This window comes from Amycolatopsis sp. 2-15 (assembly GCF_030285625.1).
In the GTDB taxonomy this organism is placed as follows: Bacteria; Actinomycetota; Actinomycetes; order Mycobacteriales; family Pseudonocardiaceae; genus Amycolatopsis; species Amycolatopsis carbonis.
In genome coordinates, this window is the sequence record NZ_CP127294.1 from 8,059,687 (window position 1) to 8,078,447 (window position 18,761).

The following is an 18,761-nucleotide window of genomic DNA, read 5'->3' on the forward strand; positions in this document are numbered from 1 at the left end:
GGCTGCTGGCTCGCCCAGCCCGTACCGCGGTACCCGGTTCACCCGGCCGGACCGGCGCGTGAAGTCCTGCGAAGACGATTAGGGGGGCGGCCCGCGAAACCGCGAGTCTCAATACGAGACAAGCCGCGGAGATTTTTTCAGCCGTCCTCCATCATCGCGGCCCGCAGCTGGGCCAGCTGCGACTCCTTCTCGTGCTGTAGACGTACATCGCCCTCGGCCGTGGGTTTGATGCCCAGCGCACGCAACAGTTCGGCGGCCGGCTCGCCGGGCGGGCCGCCGGAGCCGAGCGTCGGGTGCAGTCCGATGTCCACGAGGTGGCGGAACACCAGGTCGACAACCGTCCAAGGGTTGTACGTCTCCTCGGTTTGTTCATCCATTCGGGTCCTCCTGCACGTTCGTCCGGACTCCCCATGAGAACCCCGCGCGCGCGACGAGCGCGTCTCAAGGTGAGACCCGCGCTGGACAAGCGTCCTAAGCTGGGCACGACCCGGTACTGCGACACAACGACGTGGGCAGCGACAGGAGGTCGAGCCGTGGTGAAGAGTCCACCCGCCCGCCAGGTCGCACCGCCCCCGGCCGCGATCGTGCCCGACGACGACGGTCTGGCCAGGACCAGAATCCGCTTTCTGACGTCGGAAACCGTTGAGCCGGACCAAGTTCGCGAAGCGATCCTCGCTTCGTGGTGGCGGTCGCGGCATTTCCGCGTGCCCGCCGATCGCATCGACCTGCCGTATCTCGGCGAGGTCAATCTCGACACTCCCTTGATTCACAGCGCGAAACTCGTCATGCAACGGCTCGGCGACCAGCTCGACGGGCAGCCGATCAGCATGATCCTCGCCGACCCGACCGGCACGGTGCTGAGCCAGCGCACCGGCGACACCGATCTGCACCGCCACCTCGAACGGGTGGAACTGGTCCCCGGCTTCAGCTACGGCGAGAAGTTCGTGGGCACCAACGGCATCGGCACCGCGCTGGAGGACGACCAGCCGACGCACGTGTTCGGCCACGAGCACTACGCCGAGCACCTGGAGAACCTCGCGTGCGCCGGCGTGCCGATCCACCACCCGATCTCCGGGAAGATGATCGGCGCCGTCGACCTGACGTGCTGGCGCAAGGACGCGGGCGGGCTGCTGATCGCGCTCGCGCGCAGCACCGCCGAGCAGATCCAGCAGGCGCTGCTGACGCACAGCAATCTGCGCGAGCTGATCCTCTTCCAGTCCTACCTGCAGGCGTGCCGCCGCACGACCGGCATCGTGATGGCGTTCAACGACGACATCGTGATGATGAACGACAGCGCGCGCCAGCTGCTCAACTCGGCCGACCAGTCGATCCTGCTCGGGCACGCGGCGCAGGCATTGTCGGAGTACCGGCGCAACACCGCGACCGTGACGCTCTCAGGCGGGGGCAAGGTCAAGATGCACTGCCGACGCGTGCCGGGCCAGCACGAGGACGACGTCGTGGGCGGCGTGCTCTCGGTGAAGCTGATCGTCTCGGAGACCGAGTCGAGCGGCGTGCCCGTGCCGATGCTGCCGATGTTCCTGCCGGGCCTGGTCGGTTCGGCGCCCTCGTGGCTGCGCTGCACGCACGACGTCGACGCCGGCTACAGCCGCGGCGAGTGGCTCGTGCTCGCGGGCGAGCCGGGCACCGGGAAGCTGAGCCTGGCCAAGGGTGTGCACCAGCGGCGCAACCCGACCGGCCGGCTGCACACGCTCGACGCGCGCGACGCGGCGGAGGACGACTGGCTCTGCGACCTTCGGCGCGACCTGATCGACGACCCCGTCGACACGCTCGTGGTGCAGCACCTGGAATCGCTGCGCGGCGAGAAGCTGAAGGCGTTCTCCGGGGTGCTCGAAGAAGTGCGCACCGCGTACGGCGCCAACGCGCCGTGGCTCGCGGTCACCCTCGCCCCGGAGGCCGAGACGACGCCGGACCTGGCCGAGTCGCTGGCGTTCTTCCCGCGCACGGTGACCGTGCCGCCGCTGCGCCGCCACATCGACGACCTAACCGAGCTCGTGCCGTTCTTCCTCGCGAAGCTCTCGCGCGGCAGCCGGCTCTCGTGTTCGCCGACGGCGCTGCACCTGCTGATGCGCGCCGACTGGCCGACCAACACCGCGCAGCTCTACCAGGTGCTCAAGAAGGTGGCGCAGCACCGGCGGCTCGGGGCGATCCAGCCGAGCGACCTGCCGGCCGAGTACCAGGCCATCGCGAAACGGCCGCTGAAGGGGCTCGAGTCGATCGAGCGCGACGCGATCGTGCGCAGCCTCGAGGAGGCCCACGGCAACAAACCGCGCGCGGCGCAGCTGCTCGGCATCTCGCGCGCGACGATCTACCGCAAGATCCACGAGTACGGCATCGTCACGCCCGACCACTGAGTTTGTGAAACGCCGAGTTCACGGAGGTCCCGCACGCCGGGGATCATCATGGAGCCATGCGGTGGCCGGGTGTGCGAGGGCTGAGCCCGCGGCGACGGCTGCTCGTCGCCGGGGTGGCGCTCGCGGTCGTGGCCGCCGGCGTGGTCGCGGCGGTGTCCGTCGGCGGGAGTTCCGGCGTACCTCGGGCCGGCAGCCCCCCGCAGGACACACCCGGGCCGGTGCTGCTCGTGCCCGGCTACGGCGGTGGCCGGGACTCGCTGGAACAGCTGGCCGGCCGCATCCACCGGGAAACGGGCCGGGACACCGAGGTGCTCACCCTCGCCGGCGACGGCACCGGCGACCTCCTGCAGCAGGTGGACGTGCTGACCCACGCCGTCGAACGCGCGTATGCCGGCGGAGCTCCGTCGGTGGACGTGATCGGCTACTCGGCGGGCGGGGTCGTCGCGCGGCTGTGGGTCGCGCGCGAGGGCGGCGAGCACCAGGCCCGGCGCGTGATCACACTCGGCGCGCCGATGCACGGCACCACACTCGCCACCGCCGGCGGTGTGCTGGCACCCGGCGCGTGTCCCACTGCCTGCCGCCAGCTCACGCCCGGCAGCGCGCTGTTGCGGCAGCTGCCGCCGATCCCACCCGGCCTGCCGTGGCTTTCGGTGTGGACGCGGCTCGACCAGACCGTCACGCCGCCGGAGTCGGCGCGGCTCGACGGCGCGGTGAACGTGGCTCTGCAGCAGGTGTGCCCCGCCGACACCGCCGCGCACGGCGACCTGCCGACGGACCCGGCCGTGACCGGTCTCGTGCTGACCGCGATCGGCACGGCGCCGCTGAGCGCGCCGGCCTCGTGCGCGGACCTCAGCTCGTGACGTCCTTGGTGGCGAAGTTCGCCCACGCGGCGCCGAAGAACACCACGATGTAGCCGGCCTGCAGCAGCAGCCCGCGGTCGATGTTGTGCCACAACACGGGATCGCGGAAGAAGTCGAGCCACGAGAGCCAGTAGTGCGTGGGCAGGTACGGCTTCACCGGCGCGGCCGCGTCGAGCGTCTCCAGAACCGAGCTCGTGATGAGCACGGCCAGCCCGCCGAGTGCGGCCCCGAGCGCCGAGTCCGCCAGCGTCGAGAGGAACATCGTGATCGCCGCGAACCCGAGCATCGACAACACGATGTAGGCCACGGCCCCCAGCAACCGCAACGCGAGCGACGACGAGCTCAGCGACGTGCCCGACAACGTCACGACCTGGGCCGCCTGGCCGCCCGCCCCGACCTCGCCACCCGTGCCGAACAACAGGATCCCGATCACCAGCGACGTGAGGACCACGATCACGATCGCTGCCGTCACGTACACCGCGAGCGCCACGAGCTTGGCCGTCAGCAGCCGCGTCCGCCCGGCCGGGCGCGCCAGCAGGTACCGCAGCGTGCCGCCCGACGCTTCGCCGGCCACCGAGTCCCCCGCCACCACCGCCACCGCGATCGGCAGGAACAGCGGCAGCACCAACGCGAGCGCCGCCGCCGGGTACAGCGACCCGTCACTCACCACCGCCGACAGGAACGCCCCGCCCTGCCCCGGCGGCGGCGCGAAGTCCGCGGTCGCCAGGAACACCGCCACGATCGCCGGCAGCAGGCACAGCAGCAGCACACTCACCCACACACGCGGCCGCAAGGCGAGCTTGCGCAGTTCGACGCCGATCACCGCGTGCCTCCGAACCGGTCCGAGCCGTGACCGGTCACGTCGAGCACGACCGGACCTCGCAGATCTGCCCGCCGCACGCCGCGCCCCGCCAACGGACCGGCGCCGACCGCCGAGCCCTCGACCCGACCCCGGCACAGGCCCGCAACCCCGTGCGAACCCAGCCCCGGGCTGCAGCGCCCGGCCCGCGAGTCGCCCGCTCGCGGCCGCAAGGCGAGCTTGCGCAGTTCGACGCCGATCACCGCGTGCCGCCGAACCGGTCCGAGCCGTGACCGGTCACGCCGAGCACGACCTGTTCCAGAGTGCGGTGCTCCGCCCGCAGGTCGCTCACGCGGACGCCCGCGCTGACGAGGCGGGTGTTGAGTTCCGCGGCGTCGGCGTAGCGGACGACGAGGTGGTCGCCGTCGCGGTGTTCGAGGTGGCCGTCGAGGACGGCGGCGGCCGCAGCCGGGTCCGGGGTGCGCAGGAGGACGCGGCCGGTGGCGGCGCGCAGGGTGGCGACGTCGTCGTCGAGCACCAGGCGGCCGTGGTCGACGATGCCGACGCGGGTGCACAGCTGTTCGATCTCGGCGAGCAGGTGGCTGGACAGGAAGACCGTGGTGCCGTCGCGGTTGAGTTCCAGCAGCAGCTCGCGGATCTCCTTGATGCCCTGTGGGTCGAGGCCGTTGGTGGGCTCGTCGAGCACCAGCAGCCGCGGGCGGTCGAGCAGGGCGCCGGCGAGGCCGAGGCGCTGGCGCATGCCCAGGGAGTACGCCTTGACCGGCCGCCGGTCGACGCCGGCGAGACCCACGCGTTCCAGTGCCTCCTCGATGCGGCGCCGGCGGGTCCGGCGCCCGCGGTGGCGGCCGGCGGCGTCGAGCAGCGCCAGGTTGCGCCGGCCCGACAGGTGCGGGTAGGCGGCGGGGCCTTCGACGAGCGCGCCGACGTCGGGCAGCACGTCGGCAAGCCGCTTCGGCACCGGCTGCCCGAGCACCTCGATCTCGCCGCTCGTGGCGTAGACGAGCCCGAGCAGCATCCGCACCAGCGTGGTCTTGCCGGACCCGTTCGGGCCGAGGAAGCCGTACCGGTCGCCTTCGCGCACCTCCAGGTCGACGGCGTCGACGGCCACGGTCCGGCCGTACCGCTTGGTCAGCCCGCGCGTGACGATCATCGGCCGCTCCGGCGCAGCGTGGCCAGGTCGGCCGCGGCCGAGGCCAGCACCGCCGGTGTGACCAGCCCGGCGAGCAGGTACCCGCGCCGCGAGCTCAGCGGGCGCACGATCGCCAGCGACAACGGCGTGACCGACAGCTGCACGGCCGTGCCCTGCGGCAGCGTGATCGCGGTTCCGCCCGCCTTGCCGGCCGCGTCCGCCGCGCCGTCGGCGACCGCGCGCGGCACGGCGACCACGGCGAACGTCGCGAGGCCCGAACCGTAGAGCGCGGCGCCCTGCACGCCGCCGAAGTTCGCGGTGCGCACCGCCCGGCCGCCGAGCGTCGAAGGCAGGCGGACGCGGCCCAGGGCGCCCAGCGCGTTCGACAGGTCCGGCGCGTTGGTGGCCGTGAAGCCGCTGCCCGGCGCGGGCACCGGTGTGGTGACGACGGGTGTGGTCTGCTCGACGTCCTCGAACTCCGCGGTGAGCATCGGCGCCTGCTGGCCGCGCGCGGTCACCTCGACGCGCAGCGGCAGCCCGGTCCCCGGATCGGCCCACACGTCGACGCCGCCGATCGTCGTCTCCGGATCGGCGGGCGCGAGGCGGAACCCGGCGGCCGGGATGCCCGCGACGTTGCGCGGCGGCAGCGCGCTCACCGGGTCCGTCGGCGCGGACCGCAGCGCCCACCGCGCCAGCTCGGGGGGCAGCAGGTCACTCGCGCGCGGCAGCCGCACGGCCGGGTCACCCGTCAGCTGCGTCAGCATGTCCGCCCCGTAGTCCCAGGTGTATTCGCCTTCAGGCAGGTGGTAGACGTCGTGCTCCCCCGTCGTGGTCAGCACCGCCACGCGGTAGCGGTCGGGCCCGGCGTACCAGGCGCGCGTGGTCGTGGTGGTGGAGAACAGGGCCGACACGTCGGCGAGATCGGGCAGCTCGGGGATCGCCAGCGAGCCCCGGCTCTGCGCGAGTCCCTGGTACGGCTCCCCGGCCGAGCCCAGCACCAGGCCGCGCAGGTGCCCGGCGTCGGCGGCCGGCCCGGCGGGCCGCAGCGCGGTGACGAGCGACGGCAGCGCCACCAGCGCGACCGCCACCACAGCGACCACCGCCCAGCGACGACCGCGCTCACGTCGCACGACGGACACCGGCATCACCTCTGGTCCCTTTGTACGCCACGAAACCGCGTGGCCCCCGTTTCCGAATCCTTACGCCGGCCCTGTCGCCTTAGGGTGAGGCGCATGGAAGATCTCGCGCAGCGGTACGCGGCGGGCACCCTCGCCGACGTCGTCCCCTCGGCGCTCGCCGGGCTCGGCGTCGCCGGCGAACGCAACCCGCTCGGCCTGCCCGCCGCCGACCGCGTGTGCGTGCTGCTCGTCGACGGCCTGGGCTGGACCTCGCTCCAACGGCACGCTGACGCCGCGCCCTTTCTGGCGCGGCTGTCCGCCCGCCCGCTGACGGCCGGGTTCCCCAGCACCACCGCGACCAGCGTCGCGTCGCTCGGCACCGGCCTGACGCCGGGCGAGCACGGCGTGGTCGGCTACGCCTTCGAGGCCGGACGCGACGTGCTCAACGTCCTCGGCTGGCGCCGCCACACCGGCGGCAAGCCGATCGACCTGCGCGAGCGGGTCGTGCCGGAGCAGCTGCAGCCGCGCCCGACGGCGTTCGAACGCGCGGCGGCAGCCGGCGTCGCCGTGCGCGTGGTCGGGCCCCGCGACCAGCGCGACAGCGGTCTCACCCGTGCCGCCTTGCGGGGCGGGGAGTTCCAGGGCGTGCACGCGCTCGGCGACCTCACCGCGGCCGTCGCCGAAGCGCTGGCACCCCCGCGGAGCCTGTGCTACGCCTACCACGCCGACCTCGACCTGCTCGGCCACGTCCACGGCCCCGGCAGCACTCCGTGGCTCTACCAGCTGTCCTACGTCGACCGCCTGGCCGAGACGATCGCCGGCAGCCTTCCGCGCGGCGCGGCGCTGATCGTGACGGCCGACCACGGCATGGTCACCGTCGGCGAGCGCGTCGACTACGACGCCGAACCCGCGTTGCAAGCCGGCGTCCGCACCGTCGGCGGCGAAGCCCGCGCGCGCCACGTCTACACCGTCGAGGGTGCGGCACCCGACGTCCGGGCCGCGTGGCGCGAAACCCTCGGCGACCGCGCATGGGTGCTCGGTCGCGAAGAGGCCGTGGCCGCGGGCTGGTTCGGCCCGCGCGTCGCCGACGCCGTGCTCCCCCGCATCGGCGACGTCGTCGTCGCGGCCCGCGGGACCGCCGCCGTCGTCCGCACCGAAGCCGAGCCGCGGCTGAGCCGCATGACGGGCCAGCACGGTTCGGTGACCGACGAAGAACTGTTGGTGCCGCTGGCGATCGCCCGCGCCTGACCGTCCGTTATGGACGTTCGGTGTGCGGCGTGCCGGTCTCGGCGAGCTGGTCGATGGCGCCCACGAGCTCGGCCAGCGCCGGCACCGCGGACGCGATCAGGTGCCGCCACGCCGGGTGCAGCCGGTCGATCGCCGAGGCGAGGATCTCGGCGTTGTGGTGCTGCCAGCGGTCCACGGCCGCGCGCCCGCTCTCGGTGAGCTCCAGCTCCACCGTCCGGCGGTCGGCACTGCCACTGGTGCGCGTGACGAGGTCGCGCGCCCGCAGTCCGGTGACCATCGTCGTGACGGAGTTCGGCGCCAGCTTCAGCAACTGGGCGACCCGGCTCGGGCGGGCGCCGGGGTTCTCGGCCAGGCACGACAGCAGTTCGAGCTGCGCGACCGACAGCGTGTTGTCCGGGTCGGCCGTGCGCGCGGCGCGGCGCATGGCGCGCCGGAGGCGGGCGACGACGTCGGCGAGGTTCGGCTCGGGCGTCATGCGGTACGGGGTGCGCGGGGGCCGGCGGCGAGACCCGTGCCGGCGGCCAGTACCGCCGCCACGGCCAGCGCCGCGAGCGCGACCGAACGGCCGCCGGTTCCCCCGGCGTGCAGGCACAACGTCACCAGTGCCACGCCCAGCGCCGTGCCGAGTCCGCGGGCCATGTTCACCAGACCTCCTCCGGTGGCCGACATCCGGGTGGGGATGGCGCCCATGACGGCCGAGTTGTTCGCCGGGATGAACACTCCCAGACCGAGCCCCACCGCGAACAGCGACACGCCTGTTTCCCATGGACCGGACACCCCGGCCAGCACCGCGCACCCGACCGCCGCCAGCGCCGCCCCCGCGCCGATGCGGACGCGGGAGCCGAGCCCCGCGGGCAGCACGCGATCGGCGGCCACCGCGGCGACCGCGAACCCGGCGGGCAGGCTCGTGAGCACCGCGCCCGTCGCGCCGTGCGCGCCCAGGACCTGCGGCAACAGCGCCAGCGGCCCGAACAGCACGAGGTAGCCGCACAGCGCGCCGGCCAGCCCGAACGACACGACCGGCGGCCGCAGCACCGCCAGGCGCAGGATCGGGCTCGCGGCCGAGTTCTCGCGCAGCACGAACGCGCCCGCCGCCACCACACCCGCCACGAACAGCGCCGGCACGGCCCAGCCGGGCAGCGCCAGCCCCGACAGGCCCGAGATCGCCAGCAGCAGCGCGGTCGACGCGGTGGCCAGCAGCGCCACGCCGGCGCCGTCGAACCGGCCCAGCGGCGTGCGCTCACGGGTGCGCGGCAGCAGGTACCGCCCGGCGATCAGCCCGACGACGCCGACCGGCGCGTTGACCAGGAACACCCACCGCCAGCCGACGGTGTCCACGAGCAGCCCGCCGACCGCGGGCCCGAGCGCGAGGCCGAGCGCCTGCGCGGCGGCCTGCACCCCGAGCGCCGTGCGCATCTTCTCGCGGCGGACGCTGCCCACCACCAGCGCGACGCTGTTGGCCTGCAGCATCGCCGCGCCGAGCGCCTGCACCACGCGGAACACGACGAGCCACGTCAGCGTCGGCGCCAGCCCGCACGCGACCGATGCCGCGGTGAAGACGCCGAAGCCGTAGACGTAGGTGAGCTTGCGGCCGTAGGCGTCCGCGAGGCGGCCGACCGCGGCGAGCAGCCCCACCAGCGTGAGCAGGTAGGCCAGCGACACCCACTGCACCGCGGCCAGCGGCTCGGAGAACTCACGCTGCAGCGCCGGGAACGTGAGCGTGACGATGCTCGCGTCCAGCTGGCCCATGAACGCGCCGAAGCACACCGCGCCCACCGCGAACCAGCCCGCGAGCCGGTGCTCGCGCACCACCCGCGGCCGCGCTCGCTCCACCAGCATCGCCACAGCGGCCCCCTTCGCCGACAGTTCGTTCTCACACAGAACTACTCTGCCGCGAACTTCGCCACCCGAGCGCGATCAACACCACACAACTACCTCGACAAGAGAATCATCGACTCAACCCACCAGCGAGATCGCATCGGCGCTTCGCCCGAGCGGTGCGATCGGCCCCCGGGCCGACCCGCCCGCCCCGACAAACACCGACTCCAAGGCGATCTCGCACATCCCACCACAGCCAACGCAACCCACCAGCGAGATCGCGTCGGCGTTTCGCACACCCCGCCAGCGCCAACGCAACCCACCCGCGAGATCGCGTCGGAGGCGATCTCGCACGCCTCGGCGGAGCCGAGGCAGACAACTCTGTCGCACATTGAGACACGCAACCGGGCCGAGGTGCGGTGTGATGGCGGCGACACTTAGCACCGGCAGGACAGGAGCGTCCCGGGATGTCCCAACCCACGGCACCGGTCAAGAACGCACGCCAGCTCAGGACTCCGCTGGCGCTCGCTCTGGCCGACCTCGCGGCGATCTTCGACGACCTGCAGTTCACGCTGCGCTGTTGCGAACGCCTGGTTGTCGAGCTCGAACGCGGCGACGCACAACGCGACCCCGTCCTGATCGAATCGCTGTGGGTCTCGGCCCTGAACTCCTACGCGCGCTGCTTCCGCCCCGGCGAACGCGGCATGGGCCTGACCGAGGACGACCTCAAGGCCACCGGCGTGCAGGGCGAGGTGCTCGAGTGGCACGGGCTGCTGCGCAAGATCCGCAAGCACCTGGTGCTGGGCGAGGCCAACCCGCGCGAGGTCTACTCGATCGGGGTGTCGCAGGCGGCCGACGGGAGTCCCGAGGGCATCGTGATCACCTCGGCGGTCCACCCGCTCGTCGACGACCTCACCGTGCGCCAGACCGGCCGGCTCGCCTTCGAGCTGAGCCGCCTGCTCGACGAGCGCATCAAGGAGCACCAGAAGAAGGTGTTCGCCGCCGTCGAGGAGCTGCCGAAGGGCAAGCTCGACGAGCTGCCCGACATCGAGATCACCACCTGAGCCGGGCCCGTCCCGGCTGAGGCCGGCTGTTCCGGCCACGTGACACCCGGCCGGAAAACGCACGGGTCCATCGGGCACTCCGCCACGAGAAACGGGCACTCCACCGCCGCGGCGGGTGCGCCGCGCCGGGCCGGGGCGATGACCTGGTGCGGGCGTGGGTGCGCGAGCCTTCCCTCGCGCACCCGCGCCCTTGCCACGCTCCGGCGTCAGCCGGTGATGCTGTCCGAACCGTCCTCGAGGTGGCCGGCGTAGCGACGCGACCAGGACTTGTCGCCGTCCAGGGTCACGGTCACGTCGTACCAGCCGTGGTCCGAACCGCACGGGTCGACCGAGTGCAGCGCGCGGCCGTGCGCGGGCAGGCGGTAGGTCTTCGGGCGCTCGTCCGAGTACTGGTTGTGCTTCACGGTGAAGGTGACCGGTCGCGAACCGTCGTTTTCCAGCTCCAGCAGCAGCCGCGGCCGCGAGCCGAAGCCGAGGATGCCGTCGAAGTAGGCGGCGGTGACCTTCGCGGTGTGGCCGGCGGCGCCGAGGTCACCGGTGAACTGGCGCAGGAACCGGTTCGGGCCCACCACGGTGAGGTCGTAGCGGTTGCCGGCGAGCGGCACCGCGCCCGACGTGGTCTTGTCCCAGATCGTGCTCGACGGCGCCACCGTGTACTGGCCCGGGAACTTGGCCGGGTAGTCCTTGAGCGACGGTGTCGCCTGGGTGTTGTCGTACACCGCGAAGTGGCTGGCCTTGCGCACGTGCTTGCCGTTGTTGCTGAACGACAGCTTCGCCTGCGTCGAGCCGTGCGAGGTGGTGAACCCGTCGAGGTTCGCGTTCGGCTGGTACGGCAGCGCGCGGGCCTTCTTGGTGCCCGGCTCCTGCTTCGGCATCTTGTTCGTGGTCACCGGCGGCTGGTACGAACCACCGGCCGGGTCGCCGATCACGGTGGTCTTCGGCAGCCGCGGCAGGCCGTACACCGGCGAGCGGAAGTCGAACGAGCCGGTGAGGTCGCCGCACACGCTGCGGCGCCACGCGCTGATGTTCGGGCAGTGCGCGGTCTTGCCGAGCGCCTCGGTCCACTTCTCCAGGAACTGGATCACCGACGTGTGGTCGGAGACCTCCGAGGTCACCCAGCCACCGCGGGTCCACGGCGAGATCAGCAGCAGCGGCACACGGAACCCGAGGCCCACGGGCATCGGCTTGGTCAGGCCGGCACTGGCGAGCGCGCCGGAAGCCTCGAGGTAGAACTCGTTGTCGGTGCCGGGCGCGGGCACGGGCGGCGGCACGTGGTCGAACTGGCCGTCGTTCTCGTCGTAGTCGATGATCACCAGCGTCGAGTTGAAGACCTCGGGGTCGGCGTTGAGGGCCTCGAGGACGTTGTTGACGTAGTACGCGCCGTCGTTCGGCGAACCGTCCGGGTGCTCGGAGAAGGCCTGGTTCGTGACCAGCCACGAGACCTTCGCCAGCTTGCCCGCCACCACGTCGGCGCGCAGGGCGTCGGTGAGATTGTCGGAGTTGGCGCTCAGGCCCGTGTGCGGCTCGGGGACGATCGCCACGCCCTTGTCGTAGAACACGTTGCCGGGCGCGACGGTGCCGCCCTGCGACGGGTCGAGCTTGGCGAAGGTGTCGAAGTACTCGAGACCGTTGTCACCGTAGTTGTCGGAGCCCTGGTAGAGCTTCCACGAGTAGCCGGCCTTCTGCAGGGACTCGGCGTAGGTCTCCCACAGCAGGTGCTTGCCGAGCTCGTCGCCGCCGTTGAAGGCCACGTAGTCGCCGTGCTTCTGGTCGGCGTTGATCGAACCGCTCCACAGGTAGGTGCGGTTCGGGCCGGTCGCGCTGAGCACGGAGCAGTGGTAGGCGTCGCCGACGGTGTAGGTGTCGGCCAGCGCGTAGTGGAACGGGATGTCCGAGCGGTCCAGGTAGCCGAGCGTGGTCGGGCCGCCCTTGGCGTAGTACCAGCCGTTCATGAGGCCGCCGTACCAGGCGCCGTGCTGGTCGTCCCAGCTGTGCGAGGTGCCGCCGTAGCCCTGCGCGCCGACCTCGGAGGTGGGCGGCTGGTGGTTGGCCGGGTACTGCGACACCTTGGCGTCGGAGAGCTTCCACGGGTACTGGGTGGTCGTGCCCGGGGCGGTGGGTGCCGTCGTGGGCTGCTGGAACACCGAGTTGCCGCCGGGCAGCGTGATCGCCGAGCGGTCGCCGAAGCCGCGAACGCCCTTCAGCGAGCCGAAGTAGTGGTCGAAGCTGCGGTTCTCCTGCATCAGGATCACCACGTGCTTGATGTCCCGCAGGTCGCCGTACCGCTTCCACGGCACGGGCGGCCGGGGCGACGCCTCGGCTTCGGCGGCGACCAGCGCGCCACCGCCGACGACCGCGGCACCCGTGACCGCCGCGGCTGCGCCGAGGAAACCTCTTCGGGAAAGATCGGACATGGGTGAGAACCTCCGGTAACGGCCGGCACGCGCGCGAGAGCGCGTGGGACGGCCGAAACCTACGGTGGCGGAACAGGTTCGGCGCGAACTCGACTTGAACACTCCTCGACGCGCGGCGGAACCTTGGCCGGGCTCGTCCGACCGGCGCAGTCCACACCGGACAGAGCGGACAGCCGGCCACCGCGCGGGCACGCGTGCGTCACGGGTTGAGCACAGTCGCAACGCCGGGCTCGCGAAGCCGTCTTTGCCCATGACAGCAAGCTTTTCCGGCGACCCCGTCGTCTTCCGCGCAGCCGGGCCAGTCCCGGCAGCCGGTGGCGGCGGCCGCCGCCGGGCTGAAGTTCCCGGGCAAGAGCCTCGAAGTGCGGTTCACCCGCTACGACCGCGCGAGCGGGACGGCCGAATTCTCCCTGGTCACACTGGCGCCGTGGCGGGGCCGGCCCGCACCTCGTCGACGTGCCGGGCCCGCACCGGCTGCCGCCGGCCCCGAACGCGACGATCGAGTCCGTCGACCCCGCCGGGTTCCCGTTCGAGACCTGCCCGCCGTCCGCGTGCTCGACCGGGATCGAGCTGCAGAGCGTGCTGAGCCACTACGGCAGCGGGCTGTTCGCCGACGCCACCGTTAACTCCGCCGACCAGATCACCGACATCCACGAACTGCCGTACTGAGGTGGCCGGGTGTGCCCGGGCCGCCCGGTCCGGGCACACCCGGGTCAGGTGCTCTGCTGGGTGCGCCGGCGGGCGCGGTACGCGCGCAAGTTGACCGCATTGCCGCACACCTGCACGTTGTGCCACACGCCGCTGTTGTTGCGGGAGCGGTCGTAGAAGGCGACCGCGCAGCGCTTGTTGCGGCAGGTCTTCAGGCGCCGCCAGCGGTCGGCGCGCTGCGCCTCCAGCACCTCGATGAGCACGATCGACGCCACGCGCCGCCAGCCGGTGCCGCGGGGCTCGGGCCGGATCCAGCCGTCGGCGCCGGGCTGCAGCAGCACGGGCGCGCTGTGCAGCAGGGCCGTGCCGGCTTCGGGGTCGTGGTCGGTGAAGTCGCGCAGCTCCTCGCGCAGGTCGCGCAGGCGCTCGACGTCGTCGCCGGTCAGCTCGACGCGTTCGGCCGGGCGTTCGGTGGCCTCGGCCCACCGCTCCAGCGCGCGGTCGAGCCAGTTCTGCGCGTCGCCGAGCTCGGTGAGCAGGTCTTTCTCGCGGGGTTTGCCGGCCGAGAGGGTGTTGAGCAGGTCGTGCACGAACCCCAGCCCGCCCGGGCTCACCTCGAGCTCGTAGCGATCCGTCGCCGGCCAGTTCATCCCTACTCCTCCCGGCAGAGCCATCACGTCGTCAACTCTGTCGGATCAACTATACCGCCTGCGGCCTGCACGCAAGACAGAAAGGGCATTCCGCTCCGCCCGACGCAGGCGGGCGGTGTTCGGCTGCGTCGGTTGCCCTGGAACCGACCTGCCCCTTGACCGACTCCGCCCTTGACCGACTCAGTGCCCGTCGAACGTCAGCACCGGCCGCGGCCGCCCCGCCTTGTACGCGGTGATCGCCGAGGCCAGGCCGCGGCGGGCGTCGTCCGTCTCGAACAGCGGCATCGAGAGGTCGAACAGCACCTGGTCCGCGGCCGCCGTGCCGCCGACCGCCCACGTGCGCAGCAGCGCCTTGTGTACGGCGTGCGCGCGAGTCGGGCCCTGCGCCACGCGGCGCGCGAACGCCAGCGCCTCGGCGAACACCTGCTCGTCCGGGACGACCCGGTTGACGACCCCCGCGTCGGCCAGCACCGCCGCCGGCACCGGCTCGGAGGTGAGTGCCCACTCCATCGCCCGGGCCCGCCCGGCCCGCGCGGCGACGCGGTGGATCCCGCCCAGCAGCGTCACGATCCCCAGCGTCTGCTCGGGGTGCCCGAACCGGGCCGACTCGCCGGCGAAGAGCACGTCGGCCCGCAGCGCCAGCTCGAAGCCGCCGCCGAAGCACAACCCGTGCACCGCGGCGATCACCGGCACCGGCAGCTGCTCGAACGCGTTGAACGCGCGCAGGAAGAGCTCGAACGACGCGCGCAGCTCACGCACGTCCTGCCCTTCCCACGGCACGATGTCGCCGCCGTAGCTGAAGTCGGGGCCTTCGGCGCGCAGCACGACGGCGCGGGCGCCGCTGCCGGTGATCTCGTCGACGGCGGCCAGCAGCTCCGTCGTCATCGGGACACCGATGCGGTTCTGCGGCGGGTTGTGGAGCGTGAGCACGGCGACGGCGGCGCCCTCGGAACCGTCTCGGGTCAGGAAAAGCTGCGGCACGGCGGGCTCCTCAGGACAGGTGCTGCTCGAACCAGGACCGCGCGGCGGCGCTGGAGCGGGCGAACTCGGCGACGTACGGGTCGAAGTGCCCGCCCGGGATCAGTTCGAGCCCCTTGGGCTGCAGGGCGCGTTCGTAGGCGGTGAGCGCCAGATCGGTCACGGTGATCGTGTCGTTCAGGGCGACGACCAGCAGCAGCGGCGTCGGCGACACGCGGCTGATCCACGAGCCCGGCTCGTACATCCGCGCGGCGCGCGTGGAGCGCACGGTGACCTGGTTCTCCCAGCTGCCCTCGGGGATGTCCTGCAGGTAGAACGCGACCGCGTCGGGCGCGCGGTAGGAGGCGGGCACGGCCGGGTCCGCGCTCACGATCGTCTGCCTGCGCGGCGGTTCGCCCCGCCCGACGGCCCGGTCGTCCTCCGCGAACGCCTGCTCCAGCGCGGCGACCGCGTCCGGCGGCACGCGGCGCAGGCCCTGCTCGACGCCGCTGATCGTCGGTACCTGCGCGACGACGGCCTTGAGCCGCCGGTCGGTGGCGCCCAGCACGATCGCGTGGCCACCGGCGTAGCTGGTGCCCCACAAGCCGATCCGCTCCGGGTCGACCTCGGGGCGGGCCTCGAGGAAGGTGATGGCGCGGCGCCAGTCGGCGATCTGGCGCCACGGGTCCACGTCCTGGCGCGGGGTCCCGTCGCTGGCGCCGAACGTGCGGTGGTCGTGCACCAGCACCACGAACCCCGCGTCGGCGAACGCCTCGGCAAAGGGTTCGAGGCCCTGCTCCTTCACGCCGGCGTAGCCGTGGGCCATGGTGATGGCGGGCCGTGGCCCGGGCGCGTCCGGCAGGAACAGCCAGCCGCGCAGGGTCACGCCGTCCTCGCCGGCGAACTCGACGTCGCTTCGCGTGGTCATGTCAGGCCTCCTGGTGGAAGTGGGCGGCCGCGAGGTCGGGCAGGCGCCGGCCCAGCTCCGCGGAGAACTTGAGCGCGCCGCCGAGCGGGCGGTGGTGGATGGCCGCGCGCACGATCCGGCCGGCCTCGTCCTTGGTGAGCACGGTGACGCCGAGCAGCGTCGTGCCGCCGAAGGCCACGGCCTCCCATTCGAGGTAGGTGCGCTCGCCGGACTCGGTCTGGTGCGTGAACTGCAGCGACTCGTAGATCCCGCTGGCGGCGGCCATCACGCGCCGCACGTTGTCCCGGCCTTCGACCGGCTCGAGCAACGTGGCGGCTTCGAGCACCACGTCCTCGGCGAACGACTCGCCGAACGCATCGGCGCTCTTGCGCGAGAACCCCGCGGCCCAGCCGCGCGCCTGGCCGCCGGCGAACCGGGCGATCAGCTCGGCGAGCCGGGCGGGCGCCTCGGCGTGCGTCCAGTGGCCCGCGCCGCCGACCACCTGCGTGACGGGCGCGGCGAAGCGGGGTGCGACGGCGCCGGCCACGAGGCCGGCCGTGACGAACGGGTCGTCCCCGCCGCGCACGAGGAGCACCGGACCCGGGTAGCCGCTCGGCGCGTGTCCTTCCGGGGCGCCGTTGTTCCAGCAGGAGGCGAACGCGCGCACCACCTCGGGACGCAGACGCAGCCCGGCCGCGCCGATGCGTTCGGAGGTCTCGGCGCCCAGGTTCGGCGACAGGTTCGCCCGCGCCGCGCGCTGCGCTTCGGCTCCGGCCTCGCCCAGCGAGCGGAACGGCTCGATGGCCTCGTCCGGCAGATGCGTGCCCGCCAGCGGAACCGGGTTCACGAGCACCAGCCCCCTGGTCAGCCGGGGCCGGGCCGCCGCGACCAGCTCGGCCACGGCCGCGCCCATACTGTGACCCACCAGCAGGAACGGGCCACCGATCGCGTCCACAGTGGACAGCACGTCGGCCGCGAACCGGTCGTAGGTGAAGGGCCCGGTCTCCGCGGCGCGGTCGCCGCTGCCGGCGAGGTCGACGGCCACGTACTCACCGACGGCCGGCAGCGCCGCGACGACCCCGTCCCAGACCCGGTGGTCGTCGAGAAACCCGTGGACGAAGACGGTCGGTTCGGCCATGGATCTTCCCCGATCAGGTCCTCCCGGCGTCGGCGACTGCCGGTGTGTAACCCAACCGTAAACCGTTAGCCTCTGTCGTGTCAGGAGTCACGCGAGGTGACGCCGACCACACAGGGTGCTTTCAGTGTCCGGAAGTTCCCGGTTCGAGACCGTCTTCGTGCCGAGTTACGACAGAAGTGTACGAATTTGACAGCTGGCGCTCACTGCCGGTACGGCGCAGCGGCCGCCTGCGCGGCGGTGATGAACGCGCCCTTGTTCTTCGGCCAGAACGTGCTGTCCACACAGGAGTACTTCGGCAGGAACCCGCCGCAGGTGCCGCTCGACGCGCCGACCTCGAAGGTGAAGCTCGCGACGCCGAGGGTGCCGTAGGTGAAGTCGTCGGTGGTGCCGCTCGTGTCGTAGCCGACGGTCTCGCGGTTGGTGCCCACGAGGTAGCCGTTGGCGGCGGTGAACTTCGCCCCGAGCTTGCGGTACTGCGCGTCGTTGGGCGAGTTCGCCTGCGTGAAGCCCCACGGGATCACGATGTCGTTGCCGTAGCTGTGCAGCGTGATCATCGTGCCGCGCGCGGTCGTGGACGCCGGGTCGGTGGTGCCGGTGCCGCGCTGCACCGGGTAGATCGCGCGGAAGAACTTCTCCAGCGCCTGCGTCTCCGGCTCCGAACCGGCACTCGCGCCCTGGTAGGTCTCGGCGCACGGCGAGTTCGAGTCCCCGCCCCACTCGAACGTGGAGTTGCGGTTCACGTCGATGCCGACGTTCGTGCCGGAGCAGCCGCCGCGGGTGTTGTCGGCGTTCTTGCGCTGCAGCTTGGGCGAATTGCCGCCCGAGGCGACGATGTCCACGCCGTCCGGGTTGGCGATCGGGATCACCCACACCTCGGTGGTGTCCAGAATGGACTTCGCGGTCGGGTCACTGGCATAGCCGTTCGCGAGGTAGTCGATCCAGCGCCACGCGAGCTCGCCGGTCGAGATCTCACGCGCGTGGATCTGGGCCATCAGCACGAACTTCGGCTTGGCCGAGGTCGTGGACAGCGTGCAGTCGCCGGCCTGCTTCTTGCTGAGGCAGATGGCTTTCAGGTCGTGGCCGCCCTGACCCGTGGTCTTCTTCCACGACGGGCCGAGCGAGTACACGGTCGCGAGATCCGGGTGCGCCGAGGCGACCTGGGTCAGGTGCGCCTCCTGCGCAGCGACGGTGCGGTACCCGCCGTAGAAGGTGTCGTCCGCGGCCGACCGCGGCGCGTTCGGAGCGCCGGCGGCGGGCACGTCCTTGTAGACGGAGTCGAAGTAGGACGGCTGATACCCCAGCGTCCGCAGCTGCCGGGCCACGGCCTGGTCGCCCACGACGTAGGCGGCTTCGCGGTCGGATTCGGCGACGTCGAACCCGGCGCGCGCGAGCCCCGCCGCCTGGGCCGCGGTCACCGGCACCCGCCAGAACACCGGCGCGCCGGACCCGGGCGCGGCCGTGGCGCCGGCGGTGCCGCTCGCCAGGCCCGCCAGCAGCACTCCGACCGCCGCCAGCGCGGCCTTCCACGACGACCTGACCTTCATCGGGGCTCCTCACGGGTACGTCGGGGGACGGACCGACGGTGACCGTCCCGCAACGCACAGTGTGGCGGCTCGGG

At 72.5% G+C, this 18,761-nt stretch carries 17 protein-coding genes; 5 read left to right on the top strand and 12 right to left on the bottom strand.

All coding sequences use genetic code 11. From position 1 onward, the window contains the following. Positions 1-137 precede the first annotated feature (137 nt). On the bottom strand, positions 138-377 hold the full coding sequence (locus tag QRX50_RS39925; RefSeq protein WP_285968258.1) for a hypothetical protein: 240 nt from the start codon (positions 375-377) through the stop codon (positions 138-140). 159 nt (positions 378-536) lie between these two features. Between QRX50_RS39925 and QRX50_RS39930 the strand changes: the two genes are divergently transcribed. Both QRX50_RS39930 and QRX50_RS39935 read left to right on the top strand, forming a co-directional pair. Further along, positions 537-2,372, top strand: a complete 1,836-nt coding sequence (locus QRX50_RS39930; RefSeq protein WP_285968259.1) for a sigma-54-dependent Fis family transcriptional regulator — start codon at positions 537-539, stop codon at positions 2,370-2,372. Between the two features lie 56 nt (positions 2,373-2,428). Continuing rightward, positions 2,429-3,232 carry an esterase/lipase family protein gene (locus QRX50_RS39935; protein WP_285968260.1) on the top strand — a complete coding sequence of 268 codons (804 nt, stop codon included), beginning with the start codon at positions 2,429-2,431 and terminating at the stop codon, positions 3,230-3,232. Here QRX50_RS39935 and QRX50_RS39940 read toward each other — a convergent pair. The 3 genes from QRX50_RS39940 to QRX50_RS39950 form a co-directional block, all read right to left on the bottom strand. Continuing rightward, on the bottom strand, positions 3,222-4,055 hold the full coding sequence (locus tag QRX50_RS39940) for an ABC transporter permease (protein ID WP_285968261.1): 834 nt from the start codon (positions 4,053-4,055) through the stop codon (positions 3,222-3,224). The two genes, QRX50_RS39935 and QRX50_RS39940, sit on opposite strands and share 11 nt — an antisense overlap. Positions 4,056-4,290: 235 nt before the next feature. Continuing rightward, positions 4,291-5,202: an ABC transporter ATP-binding protein gene (locus QRX50_RS39945; protein WP_285968262.1), complete on the bottom strand. Its 912-nt coding sequence runs from the start codon at positions 5,200-5,202 to the stop codon at positions 4,291-4,293. After that, positions 5,199-6,326: a hypothetical protein gene (locus QRX50_RS39950; RefSeq protein ID WP_285968263.1), complete on the bottom strand. Its 1,128-nt coding sequence runs from the start codon at positions 6,324-6,326 to the stop codon at positions 5,199-5,201. Before QRX50_RS39950 ends, QRX50_RS39945 begins: the two co-directional genes overlap by 4 nt. 87 nt (positions 6,327-6,413) lie before the next feature. Here QRX50_RS39950 and QRX50_RS39955 point away from each other — a divergent pair, with 87 nt between their 5' ends. Beyond that, positions 6,414-7,547: an alkaline phosphatase family protein gene (locus tag QRX50_RS39955; RefSeq protein ID WP_285968264.1), complete on the top strand. Its 1,134-nt coding sequence runs from the start codon at positions 6,414-6,416 to the stop codon at positions 7,545-7,547. A 7-nt stretch (positions 7,548-7,554) separates the two neighbouring features. Here the strand turns inward: QRX50_RS39955 and QRX50_RS39960 are convergent, their stop codons facing one another. Then, positions 7,555-8,022, bottom strand: a complete 468-nt coding sequence (locus QRX50_RS39960) for a MarR family winged helix-turn-helix transcriptional regulator (RefSeq protein ID WP_285968265.1) — start codon at positions 8,020-8,022, stop codon at positions 7,555-7,557. Further along, positions 8,019-9,386, bottom strand: a complete 1,368-nt coding sequence (locus QRX50_RS39965) for an MFS transporter (protein ID WP_285974680.1) — start codon at positions 9,384-9,386, stop codon at positions 8,019-8,021. Before QRX50_RS39965 ends, QRX50_RS39960 begins: the two co-directional genes overlap by 4 nt. A gap of 446 nt (positions 9,387-9,832) precedes the next feature. On the opposite strand from QRX50_RS39965, the gene QRX50_RS39970 reads away from it, so the two are divergent. Next, positions 9,833-10,429, top strand: coding sequence for a hypothetical protein (locus QRX50_RS39970; RefSeq protein WP_285968266.1), 597 nt, complete (start codon positions 9,833-9,835; stop codon positions 10,427-10,429). Positions 10,430-10,635: 206 nt separating this feature from the next. Here QRX50_RS39970 and QRX50_RS39975 read toward each other — a convergent pair whose 3' ends face one another. Beyond that, positions 10,636-12,843: a phosphocholine-specific phospholipase C gene (locus QRX50_RS39975; protein WP_285968267.1), complete on the bottom strand. Its 2,208-nt coding sequence runs from the start codon at positions 12,841-12,843 to the stop codon at positions 10,636-10,638. Between the two features lie 456 nt (positions 12,844-13,299). Here QRX50_RS39975 and QRX50_RS39980 point away from each other — a divergent pair, with 456 nt between their 5' ends. After that, positions 13,300-13,512: a hypothetical protein gene (locus QRX50_RS39980; RefSeq protein WP_285968268.1), complete on the top strand. Its 213-nt coding sequence runs from the start codon at positions 13,300-13,302 to the stop codon at positions 13,510-13,512. Between the two features lie 44 nt (positions 13,513-13,556). Here the strand turns inward: QRX50_RS39980 and QRX50_RS39985 are convergent, their stop codons facing one another. From QRX50_RS39985 to QRX50_RS40005, 5 genes are all read right to left on the bottom strand, one after another. Beyond that, on the bottom strand, positions 13,557-14,141 hold the full coding sequence (locus QRX50_RS39985; RefSeq protein WP_285968269.1) for a CGNR zinc finger domain-containing protein: 585 nt from the start codon (positions 14,139-14,141) through the stop codon (positions 13,557-13,559). Between the two features lie 180 nt (positions 14,142-14,321). Continuing rightward, on the bottom strand, positions 14,322-15,122 hold the full coding sequence (locus QRX50_RS39990; RefSeq protein WP_285968270.1) for an enoyl-CoA hydratase/isomerase family protein: 801 nt from the start codon (positions 15,120-15,122) through the stop codon (positions 14,322-14,324). Positions 15,123-15,132: 10 nt separating this feature from the next. Then, positions 15,133-16,026: an alpha/beta hydrolase gene (locus QRX50_RS39995; protein ID WP_285968271.1), complete on the bottom strand. Its 894-nt coding sequence runs from the start codon at positions 16,024-16,026 to the stop codon at positions 15,133-15,135. Position 16,027: 1 nt separating this feature from the next. After that, positions 16,028-17,143 carry an alpha/beta fold hydrolase gene (locus QRX50_RS40000; RefSeq protein ID WP_285968272.1) on the bottom strand — a complete coding sequence of 372 codons (1,116 nt, stop codon included), beginning with the start codon at positions 17,141-17,143 and terminating at the stop codon, positions 16,028-16,030. Positions 17,144-17,343: 200 nt separating this feature from the next. Then, the gene (locus QRX50_RS40005) at positions 17,344-18,687 is read right to left on the bottom strand and encodes a M14 family zinc carboxypeptidase (RefSeq protein ID WP_285968273.1); all 1,344 of its coding nucleotides are present in this window, start codon (positions 18,685-18,687) and stop codon (positions 17,344-17,346) included. Between the last annotated feature and the right edge of the window lie 74 nt (positions 18,688-18,761).